Genomic DNA, 20,371 nt, shown 5'->3' with positions numbered 1-20,371 from the left:
CACCGAGATCACATTTCGGGAGTCGGCGGTACCGCACACAGCTCTGCGGGCCCGGTCGGTGTTCACGCCCTGGTCAGCACTCAGCCCCTGACGAGGCGAGGGTCTTCCGCACCGCCCTGATGGTCAGCTCGAGAGACTGGGCGCGTGCGGTCGGATCGTCGACGCCGACGCTCACGCTGTAGAGGTGTCCGGAGCCGATGGTGAGGTAGACGAACGCCGCCGCCCATCCGATGGGCACGCCTTCATCGATGGAACCGTCCGCCTGCCCCTTCGCGATGACGGCCTCGAGGGGATCATCCTCGGCATCCGCAGATTCAGCGCACGTGCTGGACTCAGCGCCTGACCGGGACTCGGCCGCCGCCTCGGCGAAGGATTCATCGCTGATGATCGGGTTGTCGGCGAAGAGCAAGGTGAGCACATCGGGCAGAGTGAACAGCTCCGCACAGATCCGCTCGAGCGCAGCCAGCCCGGTCCCTTCGCCGGGACGGGCCTTCATGACGCCGCCGCAAGCTCCGGTGAAACGATCGGTACTGGTCGGTCGTCGTCGGTCACCACCGGATGGCGGCGTCCCCCACGCTCGGCGTTTGCGCAGGTCAGCGGTTCGTTCGCCCAGTGGGCGCATCAAGCGATAGACGCAAAGCCGACGTAATCAGGTCGTCGGTTCGATTCCGACAGGCGGCCCCGGCGAACAGCCCCTGACCTGCGGAAACGCAGGGCAGGGGCTGTTCGGTTCTGGTGGTCGCGCGAAGCGCTGGCCTCCCGGCTCTGCCCGACACCGACGTCGCTCTCCTCTGCGACGGACCCTCGCCGGCTGAGCGCTCGCGGCCGGCATCCTGTCCGTGTGGTGTGCCGATAGGCCTCGCGCCGCTCGGCAACGCAGCGTGGCGTTGCGTCGCGACCTGGCGACGGCTCGGCGGGGCGCGATCGTCTCGTGCGTTGGCGGACTACGGGAGCTTGGACGCGAGGACGTCGGCCGCCATGATCTCGGGTTCTGCGCTGAGGAGGTGCTGGTTGGCCATCAGGGCTGCGACGATGGCGCCGTTGGCGTGGGCGTCGCGAGCGGCCTCGTCGGGGAATGCATCGAAGATCCAGAAGGTATCGGCGTGGGTCCTGACCGCGAACCAGACAATCGTTCCTACTTCTTCGTTGGCGAGTGCGACAGCGCCGGCGAGCAGATCGGCGAGCGCGTCGTGCTGGCCATCGGCCGCGACGATCTTGGCGACGAAGGCATACGGAAGTGATGCGGGTGTGGACATGAGGGACTCTCCTTGACGTCGAGGTTCTTTGTGAGACGAGTTCAGCGTATGACGAGCGAGGGCCGGTGGGTAGTGGCGTATACGGCAGTATTGCTATTGTTTACGTCATGCGTATCGGACTGATCGCGATCGACGGCTGCTTCGGTTCGGCTATCGCGTCGATCATCGACATCGTGCGGGTGGCCGACGGAGCCCGCGGCGATGTCGACCCGCGGATCGACCCGATCGAACTCGCCATCCTCGGACCGAAACGGCGAGTGACCACGACGGCATCGATGACCCTGTCGGTGGACCACCCGCTGTCGGAGTCCGCAGAGTTCGACGTGGTCGTCGTCCCTGCGCTTGGAACCCTTACGGCCGCCGCTACCAACGACGCCCTCCAGAGCCGAGATGCTCGTTCGGTCATCGCCTCGCTCGGGCGCCTCGACGAGGCGACCACCCGGATCGCCGCGGCGTGCACCGGCGTGTTCGCTGTCGCCGAGACCGGACGGATGCATCATCGGCGGGCGACGACCAGCTGGTTCCTGGGGCCGGAGTTCCTGAAGCGCTATCCGACCGTCGCCCTCGATCTCGACACCATGGTCGTGGTCGACGGGAACCTCGTCACCGCCGGCGCCGCGTTCGCCCACATCGACCTCGCGCTCTCACTCGTGCGATCGATCAGCCCCGACCTGGCCCAACACGTCGCCAAGCTCCTCATCATCGACGAGCGCCCGTCGCAGGCGGCCTTCGTCGCCTACGAACATCTCCGGCACGAGGACCCGATCGTCGTCGAGTTCGAACGCTTCGTGCGCGCCCGCCTGGACGAACCGTTCAACGTCGCCTTCGTCGCGCAGTCGCTCGGCACCAGCCGGCGCACCCTCGAACGACGAGTCCGTGCGGCGCTCAACCTCACTCCGCTCGGCTTCGTCCAACGGCTTCGCATCGAGCGAGCTCGGCACCTCTCAGCAACCACGGACCTCACCTCCGCCGAGATCGCGCTACGGGTCGGCTACGCGAACGCCGAGACTCTGCGCTCCCTCCTGCGTAGGGAGCGACGCCGTTCCTGACCTATCGCCATGCCTGTAGCCGGTGTGCTGGTACTCGACTGGAACCAGCTCTCAGCACGTCGCGTCGACGCTCCTGCGTCGCCCCTGGACGACCCACTCGACACGCCCGCAGCATAGGCCATGTGACGTCTCCCGGCTTCCCGGACGGTCGGGGTTGGGTGGCTGTGATGTCGCTGCGTTCTCGTCGAGAGGATCAGCAGACCCGATCAGAGTCGATTGGGATAAGACGCGAAGGCGGTCAGGTCAGGGCGGCCGAAGCCGGCCGGCGGGGTAGCGTCGGACACGTCGGGGTCTTTCGGATGGATGGCGTAGGAACCTCCGTCGTAGGGAGATCTCGACGTCTATCTGCGGACCGACGCGCCCGGCCGACCTACACCCTCATCTGGGAAGAGCCACTTATCCGCGAACCAGGGCAGAGACCCCGAAAGCATCTAGCGCTGAGGACGTTCCCAAATACAACGCGCATAATTCGATGCCGAAAACTGAATAGTCCATGGCTTCAGCTGTGTTTAGTGTGACAGTTGCGTTTCTTTCTTTTACTGCCGTTTTAGCCCAGTCACTGTAACGGCTTTCGTCAGTTGCACGGCCCGGTTCTTCGGGTGCCAGCTTTGCCACTTTCCTCCATATCGAACTGCACCCTGCTTATTGCCGGTGTGGAACCACTTGATGCTCTTCCACTTCCCGGACAGAGAGCCAGTTCCTTTGAACCCGTAGTAATTAGAGCCCCTCGTACAGAAATATCCGCTCGCCGCCGAACACCCAGGGCCGACAATTGATATCTTGTGGGCCGAGATTGTGGTTTCCAGTTTTGCTGCGACGATCTTCCCGTTGTCAGGATCGACCACTACAGTTGCTGGAGCTCCCGACTCGTCAATCTCTTTGACCTTGTCAGGGTCGGTGGTCGCACCGGGTACAAGCTCCAGCGGGTCTGCTTCGGCACCGTCTTTCAGCAGCGAATCAACTTGAGCGTCTTCATCTGCAGGCGAAGACGCTACCGGCTGGATGTCTTCACTCAACACTGCCGATGCTGGTCCCGCGGCGAACGTTGAACCGGCGACCAGGGCAAGCCCACCAACAATTGAGACAAGCTTCTTCATAATTATCCGTTCTATCCAGTGCGGCCGGAGTCCAATCATCGTATTCGCCTCGACCCATCTATGTTCGTTCCCTATCTGCGTGTCTGAAGTATTGACACTTGGGGCATAGTCAGCTCTGCAGCTGGCCTTGATCCCCTTTTTGTTTAGTCTTCCGAATCTGGCTCGCTACCAGTCTTCCCACCAGCATTCCCACTACAATCCCGACCCATCCGATTACGACCGTCGCTGAGTTGAACTGTGCTCTGCCCAGCGGGATAACCATGTACTGGACAAGTTCGACAGCCAGCGACAGTAACGCTGCAATGGAAGCGGCCCCGACAATGTGGCGGAACCGAAGGAACAGTCCACTAGATACCCCTAATGGCGCAAAAAGCAACAGGTTCATCGACTGCCAATTGACCGAGAATAGCGCCCCTGGGGCCGGGAACGACCACGCCCAGACTCGGGTCGTCGTCAAACCATCGTTCAATCCAGGCGCGTGCCCTGACGGTGTCACTGTCGCAGCGATCACAACGGACACGCTTGCCATCCAGAAGAACACGATTACTGGATGCTCTCGAAGCCGTCGGCCAACAGGCTTTGCGATTACTGCTGCAACGATCGCACCAACTGCCGCGACCGGAAGTGCGTAGGGCAGTGCAGTTAGATATCTAAGCATTTACAGTCCTGCACAGAACGTCGTTCTCGTGTAGTAGTTCTTGCCCGAAATCGTGTCTTTCATCAGAGCACGAGCGCATGGCCGTTTGCTGCTCAACGACGCAGAGCCCGAGAACGTCGCTGTCTTTGTTTGCTTCGACTTCATCTTGTAGGTTCCGGACCACGACACCGGGCCTTGAGCTCCATCTTCTTCACATGATTCCTCTCTGCTGGAACTCCGGTAGTTCTCGGCCGGTATAGAGGTTATGTTCATACTCGGCCTCCGCACATCCCCCAGAAAGATGAAATTGCACAAGAAATGTTGATCTACTGCGCTGGACTTGCACGCACGGCTGTGTGAAAGAGCCCTCACCGTCCAGCCAAACGTCCACTCGACCTGCCGGAACCGGCCCCTTCGTCCCGAGTTCGCGACACGTTTGGCCGCCCGTCCTCACCTGCACCTAAGCCATGGAATCGTGACTCGGCTCACGCCACCATGGGGCCATGACCATTGACGTTCCCACCACAGGCCGCTCACTGCCCCAGCTGCAGCCGATCAGCTTCATCGGCGCAGATGGCCGGCTCACCGACACTCCGACCGAAGGGCTGCGGATCCCCAGCGATGCCGCCCTCACCGGTCTCTACCGGCAGATGGTCCTCGTCCGCCGGTTCGAAGCGCAGGTCACGCATCTGACCCGGCAGGGTCGACTTGCGACCTACCCCTCCGCGGCAGGACAGGAAGCCGCCGAGGTGGGGGCCACCACCGCGCTGGCCCCGAACGACTGGCTCTTCCCCACCTACCGCGACTCGGCAGCGCTGCTGACCCGCGGAGTGCCCGTCGCCGAGATCCTCGCCGCCTTCCGCGGGGACTGGCACTGCGGTTTCGACCCGCGTGAGTATCACGCCTCACCTGCGGCGACACCGCTGGCAACGCAGACTCTGCATGCCACCGGATTCGCGATGGCCGCCAAGCTCAAAGGCGAGGATGCAGCGACTCTGACCTTCCTCGGCGACGGCGCCAGCAGCGAAGGCGACACCCACGAGGCCTTCAACTTCGCCTCCGTCTGGCAGACCCCGACGGTCTTCGTGCTGCAGAACAACCAGTACGCGATCTCCACTCCCCTGCGGGAGCAGACGAACGCGACGATGCTCGCCGATCGCGCCGCCGGCTACGGGATGCCGGGCCTGCGCGTCGACGGCAATGATGTCGCTGCCGTGTTCGCCGCCGTCGCCGCGGCACTCGATAAGGGTCGGAATGGGGACGGTCCGACCCTTATCGAGTGCCTCACCTACCGGATGGAGTCGCACACGAACTCCGACGATCCGACGAAGTACCGCGACTCAGAAGAGGTCGAGCACTGGAAGCAGTTCGATCCCATCGACCGTCTCGAGAAGTATCTGCGAACGACCGGTGCCCTCGACGATTCGACGGTCGCAGAGGTCGCCGAGGCGGCTGAGACCCTGGCCGCGTCCGTGCGCGATGCGATGAACCAAGAGGCCGAGGTCGACCCGCGCGAACTCTTCGCCCACGTCTATGCGACCCCGCGCACGGCCCTTGCCGAACAGCAGCAGGTCCTCGAAGCCGAACTCGCCGCGGCAGGCCACGCATGAGCGTCGAAACAGGCACCGACCCGACGTCCGATCCGACCGCGGTGAACGACGAAACAGCACCGGCCGCCTCGGCGAGCACCGAACCGGCGACAATGGCAGCACCGTCATCGGTGACGATGACGAAGGCCCTCAACCAGGCGCTGCGCGATTCTCTGGCCGACGACGACACTGTGCTCGTCTTCGGTGAGGATGTCGGCCGCCTCGGCGGGGTCTTCCGCGTCACCGAAGGACTGAGGGCCGAATTCGGGTCGAACCGGGTCTGGGATTCCCCGCTTGCGGAGTCGGGCATCATCGGCACCGCAATCGGCATGGCGATGAACGGCATGCGCCCGGTGGTCGAGATGCAGTTCGACGCCTACGCCTACCCCGCGTTCGAGCAGATCGTGTCCCATGTGGCGAAGATGCGGAACCGGACGAAAGGCCGGGTCAGCCTGCCGATCACGATCCGGATTCCCTATGCCGGCGACATCGGCGGAGTCGAACACCACTCGGACTCGTCCGAGGCCTATTGGACGTCGACGCCGGGTCTGACCGTCGTCACGCCGTCGAATCCGGCCGATGCGTATTCGCTGCTGCGCGAGTCGATCGCCTCCGATGATCCGGTCGTGTTCATGGAGCCGAAGTCGCGGTACTGGATGAAGGAGACGCTGTCTCTGCCGGTGACGACGGCGCCGATGAATCGGGCCCAGGTCATTTGCGAGGGCACCGACGTCACCCTGCTCGCCTATGGTCCGACGGTGCGGACGGCGCTCGATTCCGCCGAGGCCGGGGCCGAGCACGGACTGTCCATCGAGGTCATCGACCTGCGCACGCTGTCGCCGTTCGATGATGAGACGGTGTCCGAGTCCGTGCGCAAGACCTCGCGCGCGGCGATCATCCACGAGGCCGCGCAGTTCGGCGGATACGGCGCCGAGGTGGCCGCCCGCCTCACCGAGCGCAACTTCACCCACCTGTCGGCCCCGATCCTGAGGGTCGCTGGATTCGATGTGCCGTATCCGTCGCCGAAGCTCGAGGAGTTCTATTTGCCCACCGTCGAACGCGTGCTCGATGCGCTCGAGTCCTGGGATTGGGAGCTGTGATGAGTGCTGATCTGAATACGGGCACGCGCGAGTTCATCCTTCCCGACCTCGGCGAAGGCCTCACCGAGGCGGAGCTGATCTCCTGGAAGGTCGAGATCGGGGACGAGGTCCACGTCGATCAGATGGTCGTCGAGGTCGAGTCCGCGAAGTCCGTCGTCGAACTCCCCTGCCCGTACGCCGGGCGGATCGTCAGCCTTCACGCGAACGCCGGGGACACCGTGAGCGCAGGTCAGCCCTTGCTCTCCGTCGCCGAGGCGAGCGCCGAGGCGAGCGCTGAGGCGGGCGCGGGCGCCTGGGCTGTGGACGGCGGCGAAACTGGTGCCGGCGAATCGAGCGGCGCGAACCTCATCGGCTACGGTACATCGGAGCCGAAGACCCGGTCGACGAAGAAGCGCTCGTTCGGCGGCAAGCACACGGCCGGGCCTGGTGCGGCCGAATTTGGTGCGGCATCCACTCCGAGCCCGGCTGAAGCGCCCGCTGTTCCGACCGTCATCCCGGACGCCCCATCGCAGCCGCCGGCAGAGACGTCGACCTCCACCGATGAGTCATCGACGGAGGCAAGCGAGCGCGTCTCCCCCGTCTCTTCCCCACTTGTGCGCAAGCTCGCGAAGGACCACGGCATCAGCGCCAAACACATGCCCGGCACGGGTCCGGGTGGGGTCGTGACCAGGGCCGATGTCCTCGCCGCGATCGAGTCGGGCACGGCTGCGAACGTCGAAGCGGCGAGCGCTCACGTCCACGCGGGGACGTCACCAGCCGGCGAACCTCAGTCGACCACGCAACGCAGCGCCACCTCGGTGGGGGCACCTTCGCCTGTCGGGCGGGCCGACCGCGATACCCGCACCCCGATCACGGGGCTGCGGAAGGTCGTGTCCGAACGTCTCACGAAGTCGCGGCAGGAGATCCCCGAGGCGACGATCTGGCTCGATGTCGACGCCACCGAGCTGCTGGGAACGAAGCGCGCGCTCGAGGCGCGCACGGGTGAGAAGTATTCGCTGCTGTCCCTCGTCGCCCGCTTCGTCGTGGCCGGGTTGAAGAAGTACCCGATCATCAATTCTTCGATCGACACGGCCGCCGGCGAGATCGTCACCCACGGCGACATCAACCTCGGCTTGGCCGCGCAGACCCCGCGCGGACTCATGGTTCCCGTCGTGCACGGGGCCGGCGAGATGAGCCTGCGGCAGCTGCGCGACTCCGTGTCCGAGACCGTTGGGAAGGCCGCCTCGGGGAAGTTCGATCCGGCGGAACTCTCCGGCGGCACGTTCACCTTGAACAACTACGGGGTGTTCGGCGTCGACGGTTCGGCCCCGATCATCAATCTCCCCGAGGTGGCCATGCTCGGTCTCGGTCGGATCAAGGACCGCCCGTGGGTTGTCGACGGCGAGCTCACGGTACGCAAAGTGATGTACCTGTCGTTCGTCTTCGACCACCGGGCGTGCGACGGTCAGGAGCCGAGCGAGTTCCTCACCTTCGTCGCCGACTGCATCGAGAACCCGATCTCGCTGCTGCCCGAGCTCTGAGGCCATCCGGCGAGGGTCGCCTCGGTGTCGTTCAAGCGTCAGCGCACTTTTCGTGGGGTACACCTTTCGACAAGTGCGCTTCGCCTTGAACGAGCGGCGGGCCGAACTCCCTACCCGTCGAGCAGCGCTGCCGCGTACATCGGACGGGCCGCATCCGCGCTCGGCGGGTGGAAGAGCCCGGCCGTGGCATCGCGGAAGAGGCGGGAGAGTTCGTGCTTGTTGCCGAATCCGCTGCCGCTCGTGCACATCAGCGCGGTCTCGGCGCTGCGGCGGGCCGCCTCGGCGGACTTGATCCTCGCCCCCACCAGGCGCAACGGCCACCCGGAGCCGTGGTCGATGAGGTCATCGAAGTCCCGAGCATACGCGTCGATCATCGCCGTCACGGGCTTGAAGTCGAGGTGGGCGTCGGCCAGGCGCGTCCGGGCTTCGGGGACCTCGGCGAAGGTGACGCCGGCCTTCGCTGACTTCCGCTTGTGCAGTCCGGCGGCGCCCAGCTCGAGCGCACGGGCCGCGACTCCGGCATAGACGGCAGCGATGAGCAGCTGGAAGTTGCTCGTGATCGCGAAGGTGAGCAGATCGGGGTGTTTGCCGGCGGGGATGACGCGTGAGACCCGTTCGGGTTTCATCGGCACGTGGTCGAGGATCGTCGCCCGCGACTGCGAGGCCCGCATTCCCAGCACATCCCACTCGTCCGAGACCGTGATCCCGGGTGCATCGCGTTCGATGAATCCGTAGACGAGCTGCCCCTCGGCGGGCTCCTCCGCATCGGGACCGGCGATCCCGTCGTCGTCGGAGGCCACGGCACCGTGGACGATGAGCCTGGTCCACACAGGAGACAGCGAAGTGAAGATCTTGACCCCGGTCAGTTCGTATCCGCCGTCGGACGTCGGCACCGCCTCGGTGTTCGAGCCCTGCAGCACCCAGTCGTTCGACGGCTCCGAGATGCCGAAGGCGAAGATCTCGCCGGCCATGACCTCGTCGAACACCCAGTTCAGCGAGTCGTCGCCGCGATCGGACAGCGCCTTGACCACTCCGGTGGTCATGAGGTGCATGTTGATCGCCAGCGCCGTTCCGGGCGCCGCCGCTGCCAGCCTCTGCTGCAGTCGGGTGACCTCGAACAGGCTCAAACCGGGCCCGCCGTGGGACTCGGGCACGAAGAGGGTGAGGTAGCCGAAGTCCTTAAGCTCGGCCAGATCCTCGTCGAAGAATCGGTTCTCGCGGTCATAGACGTCGGCTCGTTCGCGGAATCGTTCGAGCACATCATCGGGCAGGTACCGCGCGGCGAGTTCGCTCACGCGTGTCTCACGGTCGGTCATCGTCTCTCTTTCGTCGAGGGGTCGGTCGCTTCTGCTGACGGTGTTGTGTGTTGCGCGGTGCGGCGCAGGATGATCGCGCCGTTGTGCCCGCCGAAGCCGAACGACGTTGACAGCACAGTGTCGACGGCCGCCTCGGCGAGGTTCGGTTCACCGCCCATCTCACGGGCGTGACCTGTGACGATGTCCCAGTCGGGGAACTCGTTGTCGTCGAGGTTGAGCGTCGGCGGCAGCGTCTGATCACGCATCGACAGGGTCGCGATGATCGCCTCGACGACCCCCGATGCGCCGAGGAGGTGCCCTGTCGTCGATTTCGTGGCCGAGATCGGGGTCGACCGTCCCGCCTCCCCCAGGGCCGCGCCGAAGGCGGCGAGTTCGGCGCGGTCGCCGGCCGGTGTGCCCGTGGCGTGAGCGTTGATGTGGTCGATATCGCAGGGTTCCAGCCCTGCATCGTTCACTGCCTGGACCACAGCCGAAGCGGCTCCCCGTCCGCCCGGATGCGGGTTCGTCGGGTGGTGGGCATCGCTGGCGGCGCCGAATCCGACGAGCTCGGCCAGCGGCGTCGCCCCACGTGAGGCCGCCGAGTCGGCGGATTCGAGGAGGATCGCGGCCGCACCTTGGCTCATGACGAAGCCGTTTCGGCCCCGGTCGAAGGGGCGGCTGGCGGCGGTCGGATCGTCTTCGTATCCGGCGGCGAGCGCGCGCATGTTCGCGTTCGAGGCGAGATTGACCGGGCCGAGGCAGTCCTCCATGCCGACGACGAGCACGGCGTCGGCGTAGCCGTGGCGGATGCGGCGCATCGCCTCGCCGAGGCCGATTGCCCCCGAAGCGCACGTCGCCGAGACTCCCTGGCCGGGACCGCGCAGGTCGAAGCGCTGGCTGATCAGCGCTGCCGCGGAGTCCGGTGCTCCGTGGATGGACAGGGTCAGCGGCACGGACCTGGGGCCGTCGGCGTCTAGGCGGCGCGTGGCCTCCTGCATGGCGTCGACCGGTCCTGATCCGGTGGCTGCGATGACGGCCGTGCGGTCGCGATCCCAGGGCAGATCGTCGACGGCGGACTCGATGCCGCCTGCGCGCAGCGCTTGGTCGGCCGCGGCGATGGCCCAATGTTGGACGGGGCTGAGCCGGCGGGCGAGCGCTCGGGGCAGAACCGCCTCGGCGTCGAAGTCCTTGATCTGCCCGCCGATTCGCACTGCTAGGTCATCGAACTGCTCACCTGCGAGGACGTCGATGGCGCTGGTACCGCTGCGGACAGATCGCCAGAGGGTTTCGGGGTCCTGGCCGCTCGGGGTGATGGCGCCGAGTCCGGTGATGGTGACGTCACGCGTGTTGTCCGGTCGGTGCTGATGGCTCCGGGAGGCGTTCACAGCCGCTGTGCCTTTCCGCTCATGACCAGGTCAACGGTTTCGTGGCGTCGAATCTTCCCGCCGACGGTCCGCGGCAGCCGGTCGACTAAGTAGAACCGTCGCGGCACGAACTGCGGGGCCAGCTTCGCCCGTGCCTGGGCGAGCAGAGCTGCCTTGTCGGGCAAAGTCGATTCGCCATCCCCGGCATGGCTCCCGGAGCCCAGAGCACCCGGTTCGATGACGAGGGCGACGATGCTGCCGAGACCGTCGTCGGGCAGTGCGATCGCGCAGACCTCGCCGAGGCGGCCCGGCCCCGACCGCGGATCCTCGCGGTCGAATCCCTCAAAGGCTCGTTCGACCTCGGGCAGGGACACCTTGTGCCCTCCGGTGATCGCGATGTCACCGGCCCGTCCGGCGAGTTGGAGGAGTCCGTTTTCGATCCGTCCCTGGTCGCCGACGGTGGCCCAGCCGTCGGGGCGTCGCAGCTGAGCGTCGGTGGTGCCGGTGACATAGCCGTCGGAGCAGGCGGCGGCGTGGATCCAGACCGTGCCGATCTCTCCGTCCGGCAGCCAGGCGCCGGATTCGTCGCGGACCTCGACGCCGATGGTGTCGTAGATCGAGATCCAGGTGCCGTCGCCATCACGGCTGTCGCCGATGAATCCGATCTCGGCGGCACCGTAGTAGCTGATCAGCCGGGCGTCGGGGAGGACGTCGGCGAGTGCCGAGCGGATGGAAGCGGGCAGGTTCGCTCCTCCGGTGACGACGAGGTCGAGACCGTGGAAGTTCTCAGGTGTTCGGCGGGCCGCCTCGGCGAGGGCCTTGACGACGGCGGGCACGGCGACGACGCGGGTGATGGCTTCGTCGGTGATGCGCGAGCCCATGGTGAAGGGGTCGAAGTCGTCGGCGACGTGGACGCTGCCGCCGGTGGCGAGGCTTTCGACGACGGCGTAGAGGGTGAGGCTGTAGGACACGGGGCCAGGCGCCAAGGTGGCCACTCCGGCGAAGGGTTCGAGGTGGGCCGAGGACACGGCCACGTTGTCGCGGTATTGCTGGCGGGTCTTGATGAAGGCCTTCGGGTTGCTCGTCGTGCCGGAGGAGAAGAGCATGAGGAACGGCTCATGCGCCTCGCGAACGGTCGGCGGTGCGGTGTCGGCGGGGTCGATGGCGGCTTCGCGGGCTTGGAGGTCGGTCGCTGTGATGACGGTTCCGGTCCAGCCGGCGGCGGCGAGCGCCTCGGCGAGTGGGGGCGAGTCGCTGATGACGAGGCCGATGCCGGTGGTCGTGATGACTCCGACCTGATGGTCGAGCGGCCAGCGGGGGTCGATCGTGGCCGAGACCGCGCGGAAGCCGGCGAGGCCCGCGATGATGCGGGAGGTCTCGAACGCCGAGGTGAGGCTCACTGCCGTGATCGGGATCGCGTGGGTCTCGGGCGCGGGAGTCGGCGGATCGGTCTGGGCACGGTGGAGGGCGTCGACGGCGGCGAACATCGTGGCCGAGTCGGCGACGAGCTGCGCATGGGTGAGGGAGCGTGGGACCTTTGCTCCTTCGGCATGGTGGGCGCTCTCATCGTGGGCGGGGCTGCCAGAGGGGCCTCCGACGATGGCCAACTGGTCCGGATCGGCGGCCGCAACCTCGAGGATCCTCGACGTGATGGGCAATTCCGTCCTCCTCGAATTCGTTCCTCGCGGGCCCGTTCCCGGGCCGTCTTGGGCATGCACCGAGCACCGATCCCCAGTATAGGAGCGGCGCCGCCAACCGCGTCCTCCGGCTGGCGGCTGGCGGCGAGGTTGAGCAGCTCGGGCTGGGCGGTCAGGGCTCCGCGGAGTTCGGCGATGACGCTTTCGAACACGCGATTCCCACTGGCACGGGCGATGACGACGTGGAGGCGGACGAGATCGGCCACGGTGCGGCGAGTGGCCGCGAGCTCGGCAGCCGGGACTTCGATGTGCGGGCGGGCCTCGTGGAGGTCTTGGGAAGAGTAGTCGCCGAGGTGCAGTCCGGTCTCCGGCGCGGAGGCGATGACGAAGGTGCCGCTGCCGGTCTTCGTCTCGCGTCGTTTCAGAATCTGAGATTCACAGTCGCCTGAGCGCCCTTCAGGAGCTGCGCGTCTCCTTTCGCATCCTGCGGCAACGATTGCCCGGCCCTCCGGAGGCGGCGAAAACAGTGAGAAACGGGCTGGGTGTCGAGAAACACATGCGCACATGCGTTTCTCGACACCCAGCCCGTTTCTCGACGAAGGCTGAGGCCAGCCCTCAGTCAGTCAGCCACGTAGTACATGCGCTTGTTGACGAACTCGTCCATGCCGTAGGGGCCGAGCTCGCGACCGAAGCCCGAGCGCTTGGTGCCGCCGAACGGGATCTCCGCGCCCTCACCGGCAGGGGTGTTGACGTTCGACATGCCGACGTCGAGGCGCTGAGCGAGCTTCGCGGCGCGCTCCTCGTCCTTGGCGAACACGGCGCCGCCGAGGCCGAAACGCGAGTCATTGGCCAGGGCCAGTGCTTCGTCATCGCTGCTGACCTTGTAGACGGTGGCCACAGGGCCGAAGAGCTCTTCGCGGTAGGCGTCCATCTCCGAGGTGACTCCGGTGAGAACGGCCGGCGAGACATAGGCCGAACCGTCGGTGGCGAGCTCGCCGCCGACGAGAGTCGCACCCTGCTCGACGGCGCGGTCGAGCTGCTTGCGCAGGTTCTCGGCGGCCGAACGCGAGGACAAGGGCGAGTATTTGCCGTCGCCCGCCTCGGCGGGGGTGCCCTTCTCCCAGGACTGGGCCCGCTCGGTCAACCCGGACACGAAGTCGTCGTAGATGTCGTCCATGACGATCATCCGCTTATTCGCGTTGCAGACCTGACCGGTGTTGTACAGGCGGGTGCCCCACGCGGTGTCGACGGCCTCGTTCATGTCATCGGTGTCGAGGACGATGTAGGGGTCGGAACCGCCGAGCTCGAGCACGGCCTTCTTGAGGTGCTTGCCCGCGGTCGCGGCCACGGCGGATCCGGCACGCTCGGAACCGGTCAGGGACACGCCTTCGACGCGGTCGTCGGCGATGATCGTCTCGATCTGGTCGTGGGTGGCGTAGATGTTGTTGTACACGCCTTCGGGGATGCCGGCTTCCTTCATGATCTCGGCGATCTTCGCCGAGGAGCGGGGGCAGATCTCCGCGTGCTTGAGGATGATCGTGTTGCCGAGCACGAGGTTCGGTGCGGCGAAGCGGGCGACCTGGTAGTAGGGGAAGTTCCAGGGCATGATACCCAGCAGCGGGCCAACGGGGCGACGCTGGATGAAGGCCTTGCCGCCCGACATCGATTCGATCGGCTCATCGGCGGCGAACTTCGGTCCGTTGTTCGCATAGTAGTTGAAGATCTCTTCGCAGAACTCGGCCTCTTCCTCACCTTCGGCGGTGGGCTTGCCCATCTCCTCGGCGATGATCTTCGCGAGCTCTTCCTTGCGCTCGCCGAAGAGAGCGGCGACCTTGTTGACGATCGCGGCGCGTTCCTCGATCGTCTTCTCGCGCCAGCTCAGGTAGCCCTTGTGTGCGGATTCGAGGACCTGCTGAACCTCTTCGTCGGTGGCATTGTCGAACTTCTCGACGACTTCGCCCGTGGCCGGGTTCTCGACACGGTAGCCGCCTGCAGCACTGCCTACGTTGCTCATTCCAGACTCCTTTGACTTGTGCGCGCCTGTTGGCGCCGCTGAAGCAATTGCATACCTGTTTGCCGTCAGAATCGACGGAATGCGTATGCCTGCCACCCACGCTATCAAGACGTGACCCGCGCAACAAGTGCCGAAACCTGGGGGAATCCTCAGTCCCGGATCGACCGCGATCCCCTCGGCGAGGCGGTGCGGATTCCGAATCATTCACGACGAAATCCGAACCGCGCCCCCGGCGAGGGACACTGGCCGCGATCGGGGACCACCCTCCTCGGCGAGGGGTCCGCTCCGGTCCCTGTTCATCGAACCAGAGGACCGAAACGGTTCATCTCGCCGCTCGGTCACCGTCCCACGAGGTCGAGTCCGGCGCGCACGATCGAATCCGTGTCGATCCCGTGGATCGCGTACGCCTCGCTCACCGAGGATGCCTGACCGAATTCGGTGACCCCGAGGTTCCGTGTGCGATCCCCGCGCACTCCGGACAGGAACGCCAGAGTGTGCGGGTGCCCGTCGAGGACGGTGACCAGCGGGGCCGGATGCTCTGCGGGGAAGAGTTCGTCGGCGATGGCCGAGCGGACACTCGAACGGACCTGCGACCGCGCCTGCACCGACCGGAACACCTTCGACGGGGAGCTCAGGCAGACGATTCCGGCCCGCACTCCCAGGGATTCCAGCCGGGTCGCCGCTTCGATCACCTCGGTCATGATGGCCCCTGCACCGACGAGAGTGACCTCATCCTCGGCGGCCGGTCTGGCCGAGAGCCGGTAGCCGCCGGCGATGACCTGGTCACGGCGACGTTCCCGCAGCAGCGGATCTTCGGGCACGCTCGCGAGTTCCTGGGAAACGGGCCTCGTCGTCAGCCGGAAGTAGGCAGAGTCGCCGTCCGGGTCGGCGAGTTCGCGCAGCGCTTCGAGCAGGGCCCACTCGAGGTCCTGGGCGAAGGCCGGCTCCCAGCTCGTCAGACCCGGGATCTCCAAAGTCACCGAGGGTGTGTTGAACGACTGGTGCGCCCCACCTTCCGGCGCGAGCGACACACCCGAGGGCGTGCCGACCATGATCGAGCGCCCACCTGCATAGAGGCTGAAGGTCCAAGGCTCCAGGGCCCGGTTGATGAAGGGATCGTAGATCGTGGCGATCGGCAGCAGCGGCTGTCCCCACCGCTGCCCGGTCGACCCGAGTTCCCCGGCCAGGGAGACGAGATTGACCTCGGCGATGCCGAGTTCGATGTGCTGTCCGCTCGTGCCCTCCTGCCACCGGAGCACTCGTTCCCGATCATCGGAGAACCAGTCATGCCGGCCCGCCGGCGACCAGATCCCAGTCTTGTTGATCCATCCGCCGAGGTTCGTCGACGTCGCGACGTCCGGCGACAGGGTCACAACGCGCTGGGCCACCTCGGGGGCGACGTGCTTGAGGTCGGAGAGGAACCGCCCCAGCGCCGCCTGGGTGGAGATCTGCGGTCGCGGGGTGAAGCCCAGTTCGGCGGGCACCTCGGCCACGGCGTGGTCGGTCACCGGTTCCCGCCGCAGCCGCTGCGCGGTTTCGGCACAGAATCGGCCGGCCGGGGTATCCGGAGCGAAGGTGACCCACGGGTCATCGAGGTCCATCCCCGAGGCGGCAGCGAGTTCGCGCATCTGCGCTTCGGTCAGCTGCGCGGCATGGTTGCCGGGATGGCCCTCCGTGGCCAGCCCCTTGCCCTTGATCGTGTAGGCGAAGACCACCGTCGGCCGGTCGTCGTCGATCGCGTCGAACGTCGACACGAGCTGGCCGAGGTCATGTCCGCCCAGGTCACGGATGAGGGAAGCGAGACCGTCCGCGTCGAAGTCGTCGATGACCGCGGACAGGGCGGCCGCCTCGGTGTCGGCCAGCCCCGCGAGCAGCCGGTCGTGGATCTCGGACGGATGGGCGCGCAGCAGCCGCTGGTATTCCGGATTGGGCATCTGCACGAGCCGCTTTTTGAGCGCCTCACCGCCGGGGGCCGCGAACACGGCTTCGAGTCGGCGCCCCCACGGGCAGGTGAGCACCTGCCACCCGGCGGCATCGAACATGCCCTGCAGACGGCGGATCTGGACATCGGGAATGACCCTGTCGAGCGACTGCCGGTTGAGGTCGACGATCCACACGATCTCGCCGAGGCTGCGCACCTCCGGATCGATGATCGCCTCCCACACCGCCCCTTCGTCCATCTCCGCGTCGCCGAGCAGGGAGTAGAAGCGGCCGGCCTCCGGAGTCTCGGGGAACCGGTCGGAGACGTAGCGGTGGGACAGGGCCGCCCAGATCGGAGCGGTCGCGCCGATGCCCACGGATCCGGTGGAGAAGTCCACCGTGTCCGGATCCTTCGTCCGTGACGGGTAGGGCTGGAGTCCCCCGCGGCTGCGCAGGGTGTCGAGAAATTCCTCGCCGAGGTCTCCGAGCAGATAGTTGATCGCGTGGAGGACCGGCGAGGCGTGGGGTTTGACCGAGACGCGGTCGATGGCGCGCAGTCGGGTGAACCACAGCGCCGTCATGATCCCGGTCATCGAGGCCGACGAGGACTGATGACCGCCGACCTTGACCCCGTCCGGGTTGACTCGGCCGCGGTTGGCGCGGTCGATGATCGAGGTCGCCAGCCACAGCACGCGCTGAGCGATCTCGTCGAGGATCTCATCATCACCCGAGGTCGAGGCCCGCAGCGGACGGTCGTTCGTCCCGGGCGGGCTGACCTGCAGGGAGGTCTCGAATTGGTGGCGGTCCGTGTCCTGTGCGCTCGGTTCCTGTGCGGTGCTCATCGTCAGAAGATCGAGGAGTAGGCGTTGAGTGCGAGCTGTCCGCCGAGGTGGGCGTAGAGGACGGTGGAATCCTTGCCGATCGTGCCGCCTCCGACGAGGTCGAGGAGTCCGGCCATCGACTTGCCCTCGTAGACGGGGTCGAGGATGACGCCTTCGAGCTGGGCGGTGGTGCGGATCGCGTTCACGGTCGTCTCGTCGGGGATGCCGTAGGCCGGGCCTTCCCATCCGGTGCGGATATCGATGTCGTCGTCGGTGATCTCACGCCCGAGGCCGATGAGTGCGGCGGTGTTGTTCGCGATTCTCTTCACCTGGTCGCGGGTCTTCCCGATCGTGGCCGATGCATCGATGCCGATGACCTTGCGCTTCGGTCCGCCGGCGGCTTCAAGGGCGGCGAATCCGGCGATCATTCCGGCATGCGTCGAGCCGGTCACGGTGCACACGACGATGGTGTCGAAGGAGACGCCGAGTTCCTTCTCCTGTTCGGCGACCTCATACGCCCAGTTCGCGAAGCCGAGTCCGCCGAACTTGTGCTCGGAGGCGCCGGCCGGGATCGGGTAGGGCTTGCCGCCCGATTCTTCGACCTCGGCCAGGGCGTTCTCCCAGCTCGAACGGATGCCGATGTCGAATCCGGCCGAGTCGAGACGGACGTCGGCGCCCATGATGCGCGAGAGCTCGATGTTGCCGACCTTGTCGTTGACCGGGTCCTCCCAGTCGACCCAGCGTTCCTGCACGAGGCGCGCCTTCAACCCCAGGTGAGCGGCGACCGCGGCGACCTGGCGGGTGTGGTTGGACTGGTAGCCGCCGATGGACACGAGCGTGTCCGCGCCCGAGGCGAGGACGTCGGGAACGATGTATTCGAGCTTGCGGGTCTTGTTGCCGCCGAAGGCGAGTCCGGAGTTGACGTCTTCGCGTTTGGCCCAGACACGGGCCCCGCCGAGGTGGTCGCTCAGTCGCGGGAGCTCGTGCACGGGGCTCGGCCCGAAGGTGAGTGGGTGGCGTTCGAAGTCGGTGATGGCCATGATGTCCTCTGTTATCTGGGGCGTTCGCTTCGGGGCGACCACTCTCTCGTGCGATATGTCCTGGATCGCAATATGCAATATATTGCATATTGCTGGTGGTTACAATGGGTCAGAGTTCGCGTCCCATTCCGCGGGACGAGAATTGCCCACTCAGAGACAAGGTGACCGAGCGTGCCGATCCCCACGGATTCCCCCGCCCTGCAGCGCAGCCTGCTTCGCGATGACGTCTATCGGTCGATCCGCGACGCCATCGTCCGCGGCCAGCTCGCCCCGGGGGAACAGCTGCGCGATCAGGAGCTCGGCGCCTGGCTGCAGGTGTCCAGAACGCCTGTGCGCGAGGCGCTTCAACGGTTGGCGCAGGCCGGACTCGTCGTGGCGGAGCCGGGCCGGATGACGCGCGTGGCCCCAGAGGATCCGGAACTCATCCTCGCGGCCCGGCAGATCGCCGCCGAACTCCACGGTCTGGCGATCGACCTCGCCTTCCCCGCCCTCGATGAGGCGGCACTGACTGAGATGGAGCAGGCGAACGGCCGATTGAGCGCGGCTCTCGCAGTCGGCGACGCCGAGGCGGCGATCGCCGCCGATGACGACTTCCACGAGGTGGCCCTCACTCGATCCGGCAATCCCCTCATTCCCGATCACCTCGAGGTCGTCACCGCCACTCTGCGCCGAGCGGAGTTCCTGCACTTCGAATCGGTGGAGGGATCGGCCTCACCGGAGCAGCACACCGAGATCATCGCCGCCGTCCGTGCCGGTGAACATGCGCATGCCGTCGCACTGACGAAGGCGAACTGGTCAACCATCGAAGGGGATTCGCCGCAGATGGCCTGAGTCGAACACCTTCCGACTGCGGATTCCGAATCGGCAACACCACTGCCTCCTCGACGACGCGACCGACATAGCCAATTCATTTAGTCATCTGATGACCTGTGCTAGAGTCCACACCACGATCACCGACGATCAAAGGACTGACGATGTCATCAATGACGAATCGCATCACGACCACTCTGCTCGCGGCCGCGCGAGCATTGCCCTGCTGACAGGCACCGCGGGACCGGCGACGGGCACCGGCGCAAAGGCACCGCCGATGCCGGCCGCCCCATCGGCCGGCTGCGGCACCGAGCAGAAGCCGGGCAACGACGAGAAGACGATCTCTACGGAAGACGGCGAGCGCAGCTACCGCATCAACATCCCGCGCGACTACGACATCTCGACGCCGCTGCCGCTCGTCCTCGGGTTCCACGGCAATGGGTCAGACGGTGCCGAATTCCAGAACTACACGGGACTGCCGACCCTGCCCGCGATCACCGTCTTCCCCGACGGCGACCGGGGTGGCGGCAAACGTTCCTGGCAGGGTGCTCCTTACGCCAGCGGTGCCGATGACGTCGCCTTCGTGGCCGATCTGCTCGATTCGATCGAATCCGAGCACTGCATCGACCTCAATCGGGTCTATGCCACCGGCAAGTCGAACGGCGGCGGCATGGTCTCCGTCCTCGCCTGCCACCTGCGCGATCGCTTCTCCGCGTTCGCTCCCGTCGCCGGTGCCTATTATCCCCAGTCGACAGAGGGCTGCGAATACTCGACGCCCACGCCGATGCTCGCGATCCACGGCACCGGGGACGCCACGATGCACTACGAGGGCGGCCACCGCCAAGGCGAGGACTACCCGGGAGTCCGCGAGTGGATCGAGCCCTGGGCGGAGGCCTCCGACTGCGCGACGACGAAGGAACGCCAGGTCGGACGCAAGGGCGAAGACGTTGTGCGTACCCAGTGGACGGAATGCAGCAAGGAAGGCGATACGGAAAGCCGCTCGGTCGGCAAGTCCGGCAAGAGGTCAGCAGCCGTCGAGCTCTACTCCGTCGCTGACGGCGGTCACGTCTGGCCAGGTGAGGTCGTCTACAGCGGCGGTGGGTACGTCACGAAGGACTTCTCTGCCACGGAAACGGTCTGGGACTTCTTCCGCAGCCACCCGGGAGCAACGCAGGGGCCCACCCAGAAGTGACCAACAGGATCCGCCCCAGAAGTGACCGTT

15 protein-coding genes and 1 pseudogene are annotated in these 20,371 nt (G+C 66.1%); 6 read left to right on the top strand and 10 right to left on the bottom strand.

The window, feature by feature from the left end; genetic code table 11:
- Positions 1-73 precede the first annotated feature (73 nt).
- Both LJ362_RS00455 and LJ362_RS00450 read right to left on the bottom strand, forming a co-directional pair.
- Positions 74-496 carry a hypothetical protein gene (locus LJ362_RS00455; RefSeq protein WP_264800231.1) on the bottom strand — a complete coding sequence of 141 codons (423 nt, stop codon included), beginning with the start codon at positions 494-496 and terminating at the stop codon, positions 74-76.
- 448 nt (positions 497-944) lie between these two features.
- Positions 945-1,256 carry a putative quinol monooxygenase gene (locus LJ362_RS00450; protein ID WP_264800230.1) on the bottom strand — a complete coding sequence of 104 codons (312 nt, stop codon included), beginning with the start codon at positions 1,254-1,256 and terminating at the stop codon, positions 945-947.
- 107 nt (positions 1,257-1,363) lie between these two features.
- Here LJ362_RS00450 and LJ362_RS00445 point away from each other — a divergent pair, with 107 nt between their 5' ends.
- Positions 1,364-2,305 (top strand): GlxA family transcriptional regulator, encoded by a 942-nt coding sequence (locus LJ362_RS00445; RefSeq protein ID WP_062244175.1) that lies wholly within the window; start codon positions 1,364-1,366, stop codon positions 2,303-2,305.
- Between the two features lie 536 nt (positions 2,306-2,841).
- Here LJ362_RS00445 and LJ362_RS00440 read toward each other — a convergent pair.
- Positions 2,842-3,402 (bottom strand): hypothetical protein, encoded by a 561-nt coding sequence (locus LJ362_RS00440; protein WP_264800229.1) that lies wholly within the window; start codon positions 3,400-3,402, stop codon positions 2,842-2,844.
- A 1,140-nt stretch (positions 3,403-4,542) separates the two neighbouring features.
- Here LJ362_RS00440 and pdhA point away from each other — a divergent pair.
- Genes pdhA through LJ362_RS00425 form a run of 3 tightly spaced genes read left to right on the top strand, consistent with a single transcriptional unit; the run spans position 4,543 to position 8,248 of the window.
- Positions 4,543-5,649, top strand: a complete 1,107-nt coding sequence (pdhA, locus tag LJ362_RS00435) for a pyruvate dehydrogenase (acetyl-transferring) E1 component subunit alpha (RefSeq protein ID WP_264800228.1) — start codon at positions 4,543-4,545, stop codon at positions 5,647-5,649.
- Complete coding sequence (locus LJ362_RS00430; protein WP_264800227.1) at positions 5,646-6,728, top strand: alpha-ketoacid dehydrogenase subunit beta; 1,083 nt, start codon at positions 5,646-5,648, stop codon at positions 6,726-6,728. Before pdhA ends, LJ362_RS00430 begins: the two co-directional genes overlap by 4 nt.
- Positions 6,728-8,248: a dihydrolipoamide acetyltransferase family protein gene (locus LJ362_RS00425; protein WP_264800225.1), complete on the top strand. Its 1,521-nt coding sequence runs from the start codon at positions 6,728-6,730 to the stop codon at positions 8,246-8,248. The genes LJ362_RS00430 and LJ362_RS00425 overlap by 1 nt, the downstream gene beginning before the upstream one ends.
- A gap of 110 nt (positions 8,249-8,358) precedes the next feature.
- Here LJ362_RS00425 and LJ362_RS00420 read toward each other — a convergent pair whose 3' ends face one another.
- The 7 genes and pseudogenes from LJ362_RS00420 to LJ362_RS00390 form a co-directional block, all read right to left on the bottom strand.
- Positions 8,359-9,564, bottom strand: a complete 1,206-nt coding sequence (locus tag LJ362_RS00420) for an acyl-CoA dehydrogenase family protein (protein WP_264800224.1) — start codon at positions 9,562-9,564, stop codon at positions 8,359-8,361.
- On the bottom strand, positions 9,561-10,928 hold the full coding sequence (locus LJ362_RS00415) for a beta-ketoacyl-[acyl-carrier-protein] synthase family protein (RefSeq protein ID WP_264800223.1): 1,368 nt from the start codon (positions 10,926-10,928) through the stop codon (positions 9,561-9,563). The genes LJ362_RS00420 and LJ362_RS00415 overlap by 4 nt, the downstream gene beginning before the upstream one ends.
- Positions 10,925-12,565, bottom strand: coding sequence for a class I adenylate-forming enzyme family protein (locus LJ362_RS00410; protein ID WP_264800222.1), 1,641 nt, complete (start codon positions 12,563-12,565; stop codon positions 10,925-10,927). The genes LJ362_RS00415 and LJ362_RS00410 overlap by 4 nt, the downstream gene beginning before the upstream one ends.
- Positions 12,566-12,675: 110 nt before the next feature.
- Positions 12,676-12,954 (bottom strand): annotated as a pseudogene (locus LJ362_RS17015) (GntR family transcriptional regulator); the annotation flags it as partial.
- A gap of 209 nt (positions 12,955-13,163) precedes the next feature.
- The gene (locus tag LJ362_RS00400; protein WP_264800221.1) at positions 13,164-14,558 is read right to left on the bottom strand and encodes an NAD-dependent succinate-semialdehyde dehydrogenase; all 1,395 of its coding nucleotides are present in this window, start codon (positions 14,556-14,558) and stop codon (positions 13,164-13,166) included.
- A 338-nt stretch (positions 14,559-14,896) separates the two neighbouring features.
- Positions 14,897-17,320, bottom strand: coding sequence for a transketolase-like TK C-terminal-containing protein (locus LJ362_RS00395; protein WP_264800220.1), 2,424 nt, complete (start codon positions 17,318-17,320; stop codon positions 14,897-14,899).
- 2 nt (positions 17,321-17,322) lie between these two features.
- Positions 17,323-18,339, bottom strand: a complete 1,017-nt coding sequence (locus LJ362_RS00390; protein WP_264800219.1) for a 1-aminocyclopropane-1-carboxylate deaminase — start codon at positions 18,337-18,339, stop codon at positions 17,323-17,325.
- 171 nt (positions 18,340-18,510) lie between these two features.
- Between LJ362_RS00390 and LJ362_RS00385 the strand changes: the two genes are divergently transcribed.
- Both LJ362_RS00385 and LJ362_RS00380 read left to right on the top strand, forming a co-directional pair.
- Entirely contained in the window at positions 18,511-19,170 is a 660-nt protein-coding gene (locus tag LJ362_RS00385; RefSeq protein WP_264800217.1) for a GntR family transcriptional regulator, read from the top strand.
- Positions 19,171-19,261: 91 nt separating this feature from the next.
- Positions 19,262-20,341 carry an alpha/beta hydrolase family esterase gene (locus LJ362_RS00380; RefSeq protein WP_264800216.1) on the top strand — a complete coding sequence of 360 codons (1,080 nt, stop codon included), beginning with the start codon at positions 19,262-19,264 and terminating at the stop codon, positions 20,339-20,341.
- The last annotated feature ends 30 nt before the right edge of the window (positions 20,342-20,371 follow it).

Origin of the sequence: Brevibacterium sp. JSBI002 (assembly GCF_026013965.1) — a bacterium.
Classification (GTDB): Bacteria; Actinomycetota; Actinomycetes; order Actinomycetales; family Brevibacteriaceae; genus Brevibacterium.
The sequence above is the reverse complement of the archived record's forward strand: the minus strand, read 5'-3'. Positions and strand labels throughout refer to the sequence as shown.

Bases quoted from the DNA above. Each gene is read 5' to 3' on its own strand.
- LJ362_RS00455 (WP_264800231.1), bottom strand. From the start codon at position 496: ATGAAGGCCCGTCCCGGCGAAGGGACCGGGCTGGCTGCGCTCGAGCGG.
- LJ362_RS00450 (WP_264800230.1), bottom strand. From the start codon at position 1,256: ATGTCCACACCCGCATCACTTCCGTATGCCTTCGTCGCCAAGATCGTC.
- LJ362_RS00445 (WP_062244175.1), top strand. From the start codon at position 1,364: ATGCGTATCGGACTGATCGCGATCGACGGCTGCTTCGGTTCGGCTATC.
- LJ362_RS00440 (WP_264800229.1), bottom strand. From the start codon at position 3,402: ATGAAGAAGCTTGTCTCAATTGTTGGTGGGCTTGCCCTGGTCGCCGGT.
- pdhA (WP_264800228.1), top strand. From the start codon at position 4,543: ATGACCATTGACGTTCCCACCACAGGCCGCTCACTGCCCCAGCTGCAG.
- LJ362_RS00430 (WP_264800227.1), top strand. From the start codon at position 5,646: ATGAGCGTCGAAACAGGCACCGACCCGACGTCCGATCCGACCGCGGTG.
- LJ362_RS00425 (WP_264800225.1), top strand. From the start codon at position 6,728: ATGAGTGCTGATCTGAATACGGGCACGCGCGAGTTCATCCTTCCCGAC.
- LJ362_RS00420 (WP_264800224.1), bottom strand. From the start codon at position 9,564: ATGACCGACCGTGAGACACGCGTGAGCGAACTCGCCGCGCGGTACCTG.
- LJ362_RS00400 (WP_264800221.1), bottom strand. From the start codon at position 14,558: ATGAGCAACGTAGGCAGTGCTGCAGGCGGCTACCGTGTCGAGAACCCG.
- LJ362_RS00395 (WP_264800220.1), bottom strand. From the start codon at position 17,320: ATGAGCACCGCACAGGAACCGAGCGCACAGGACACGGACCGCCACCAA.
- LJ362_RS00390 (WP_264800219.1), bottom strand. From the start codon at position 18,339: ATGGCCATCACCGACTTCGAACGCCACCCACTCACCTTCGGGCCGAGC.
- LJ362_RS00380 (WP_264800216.1), top strand. From the start codon at position 19,262: ATGACCTGTGCTAGAGTCCACACCACGATCACCGACGATCAAAGGACT.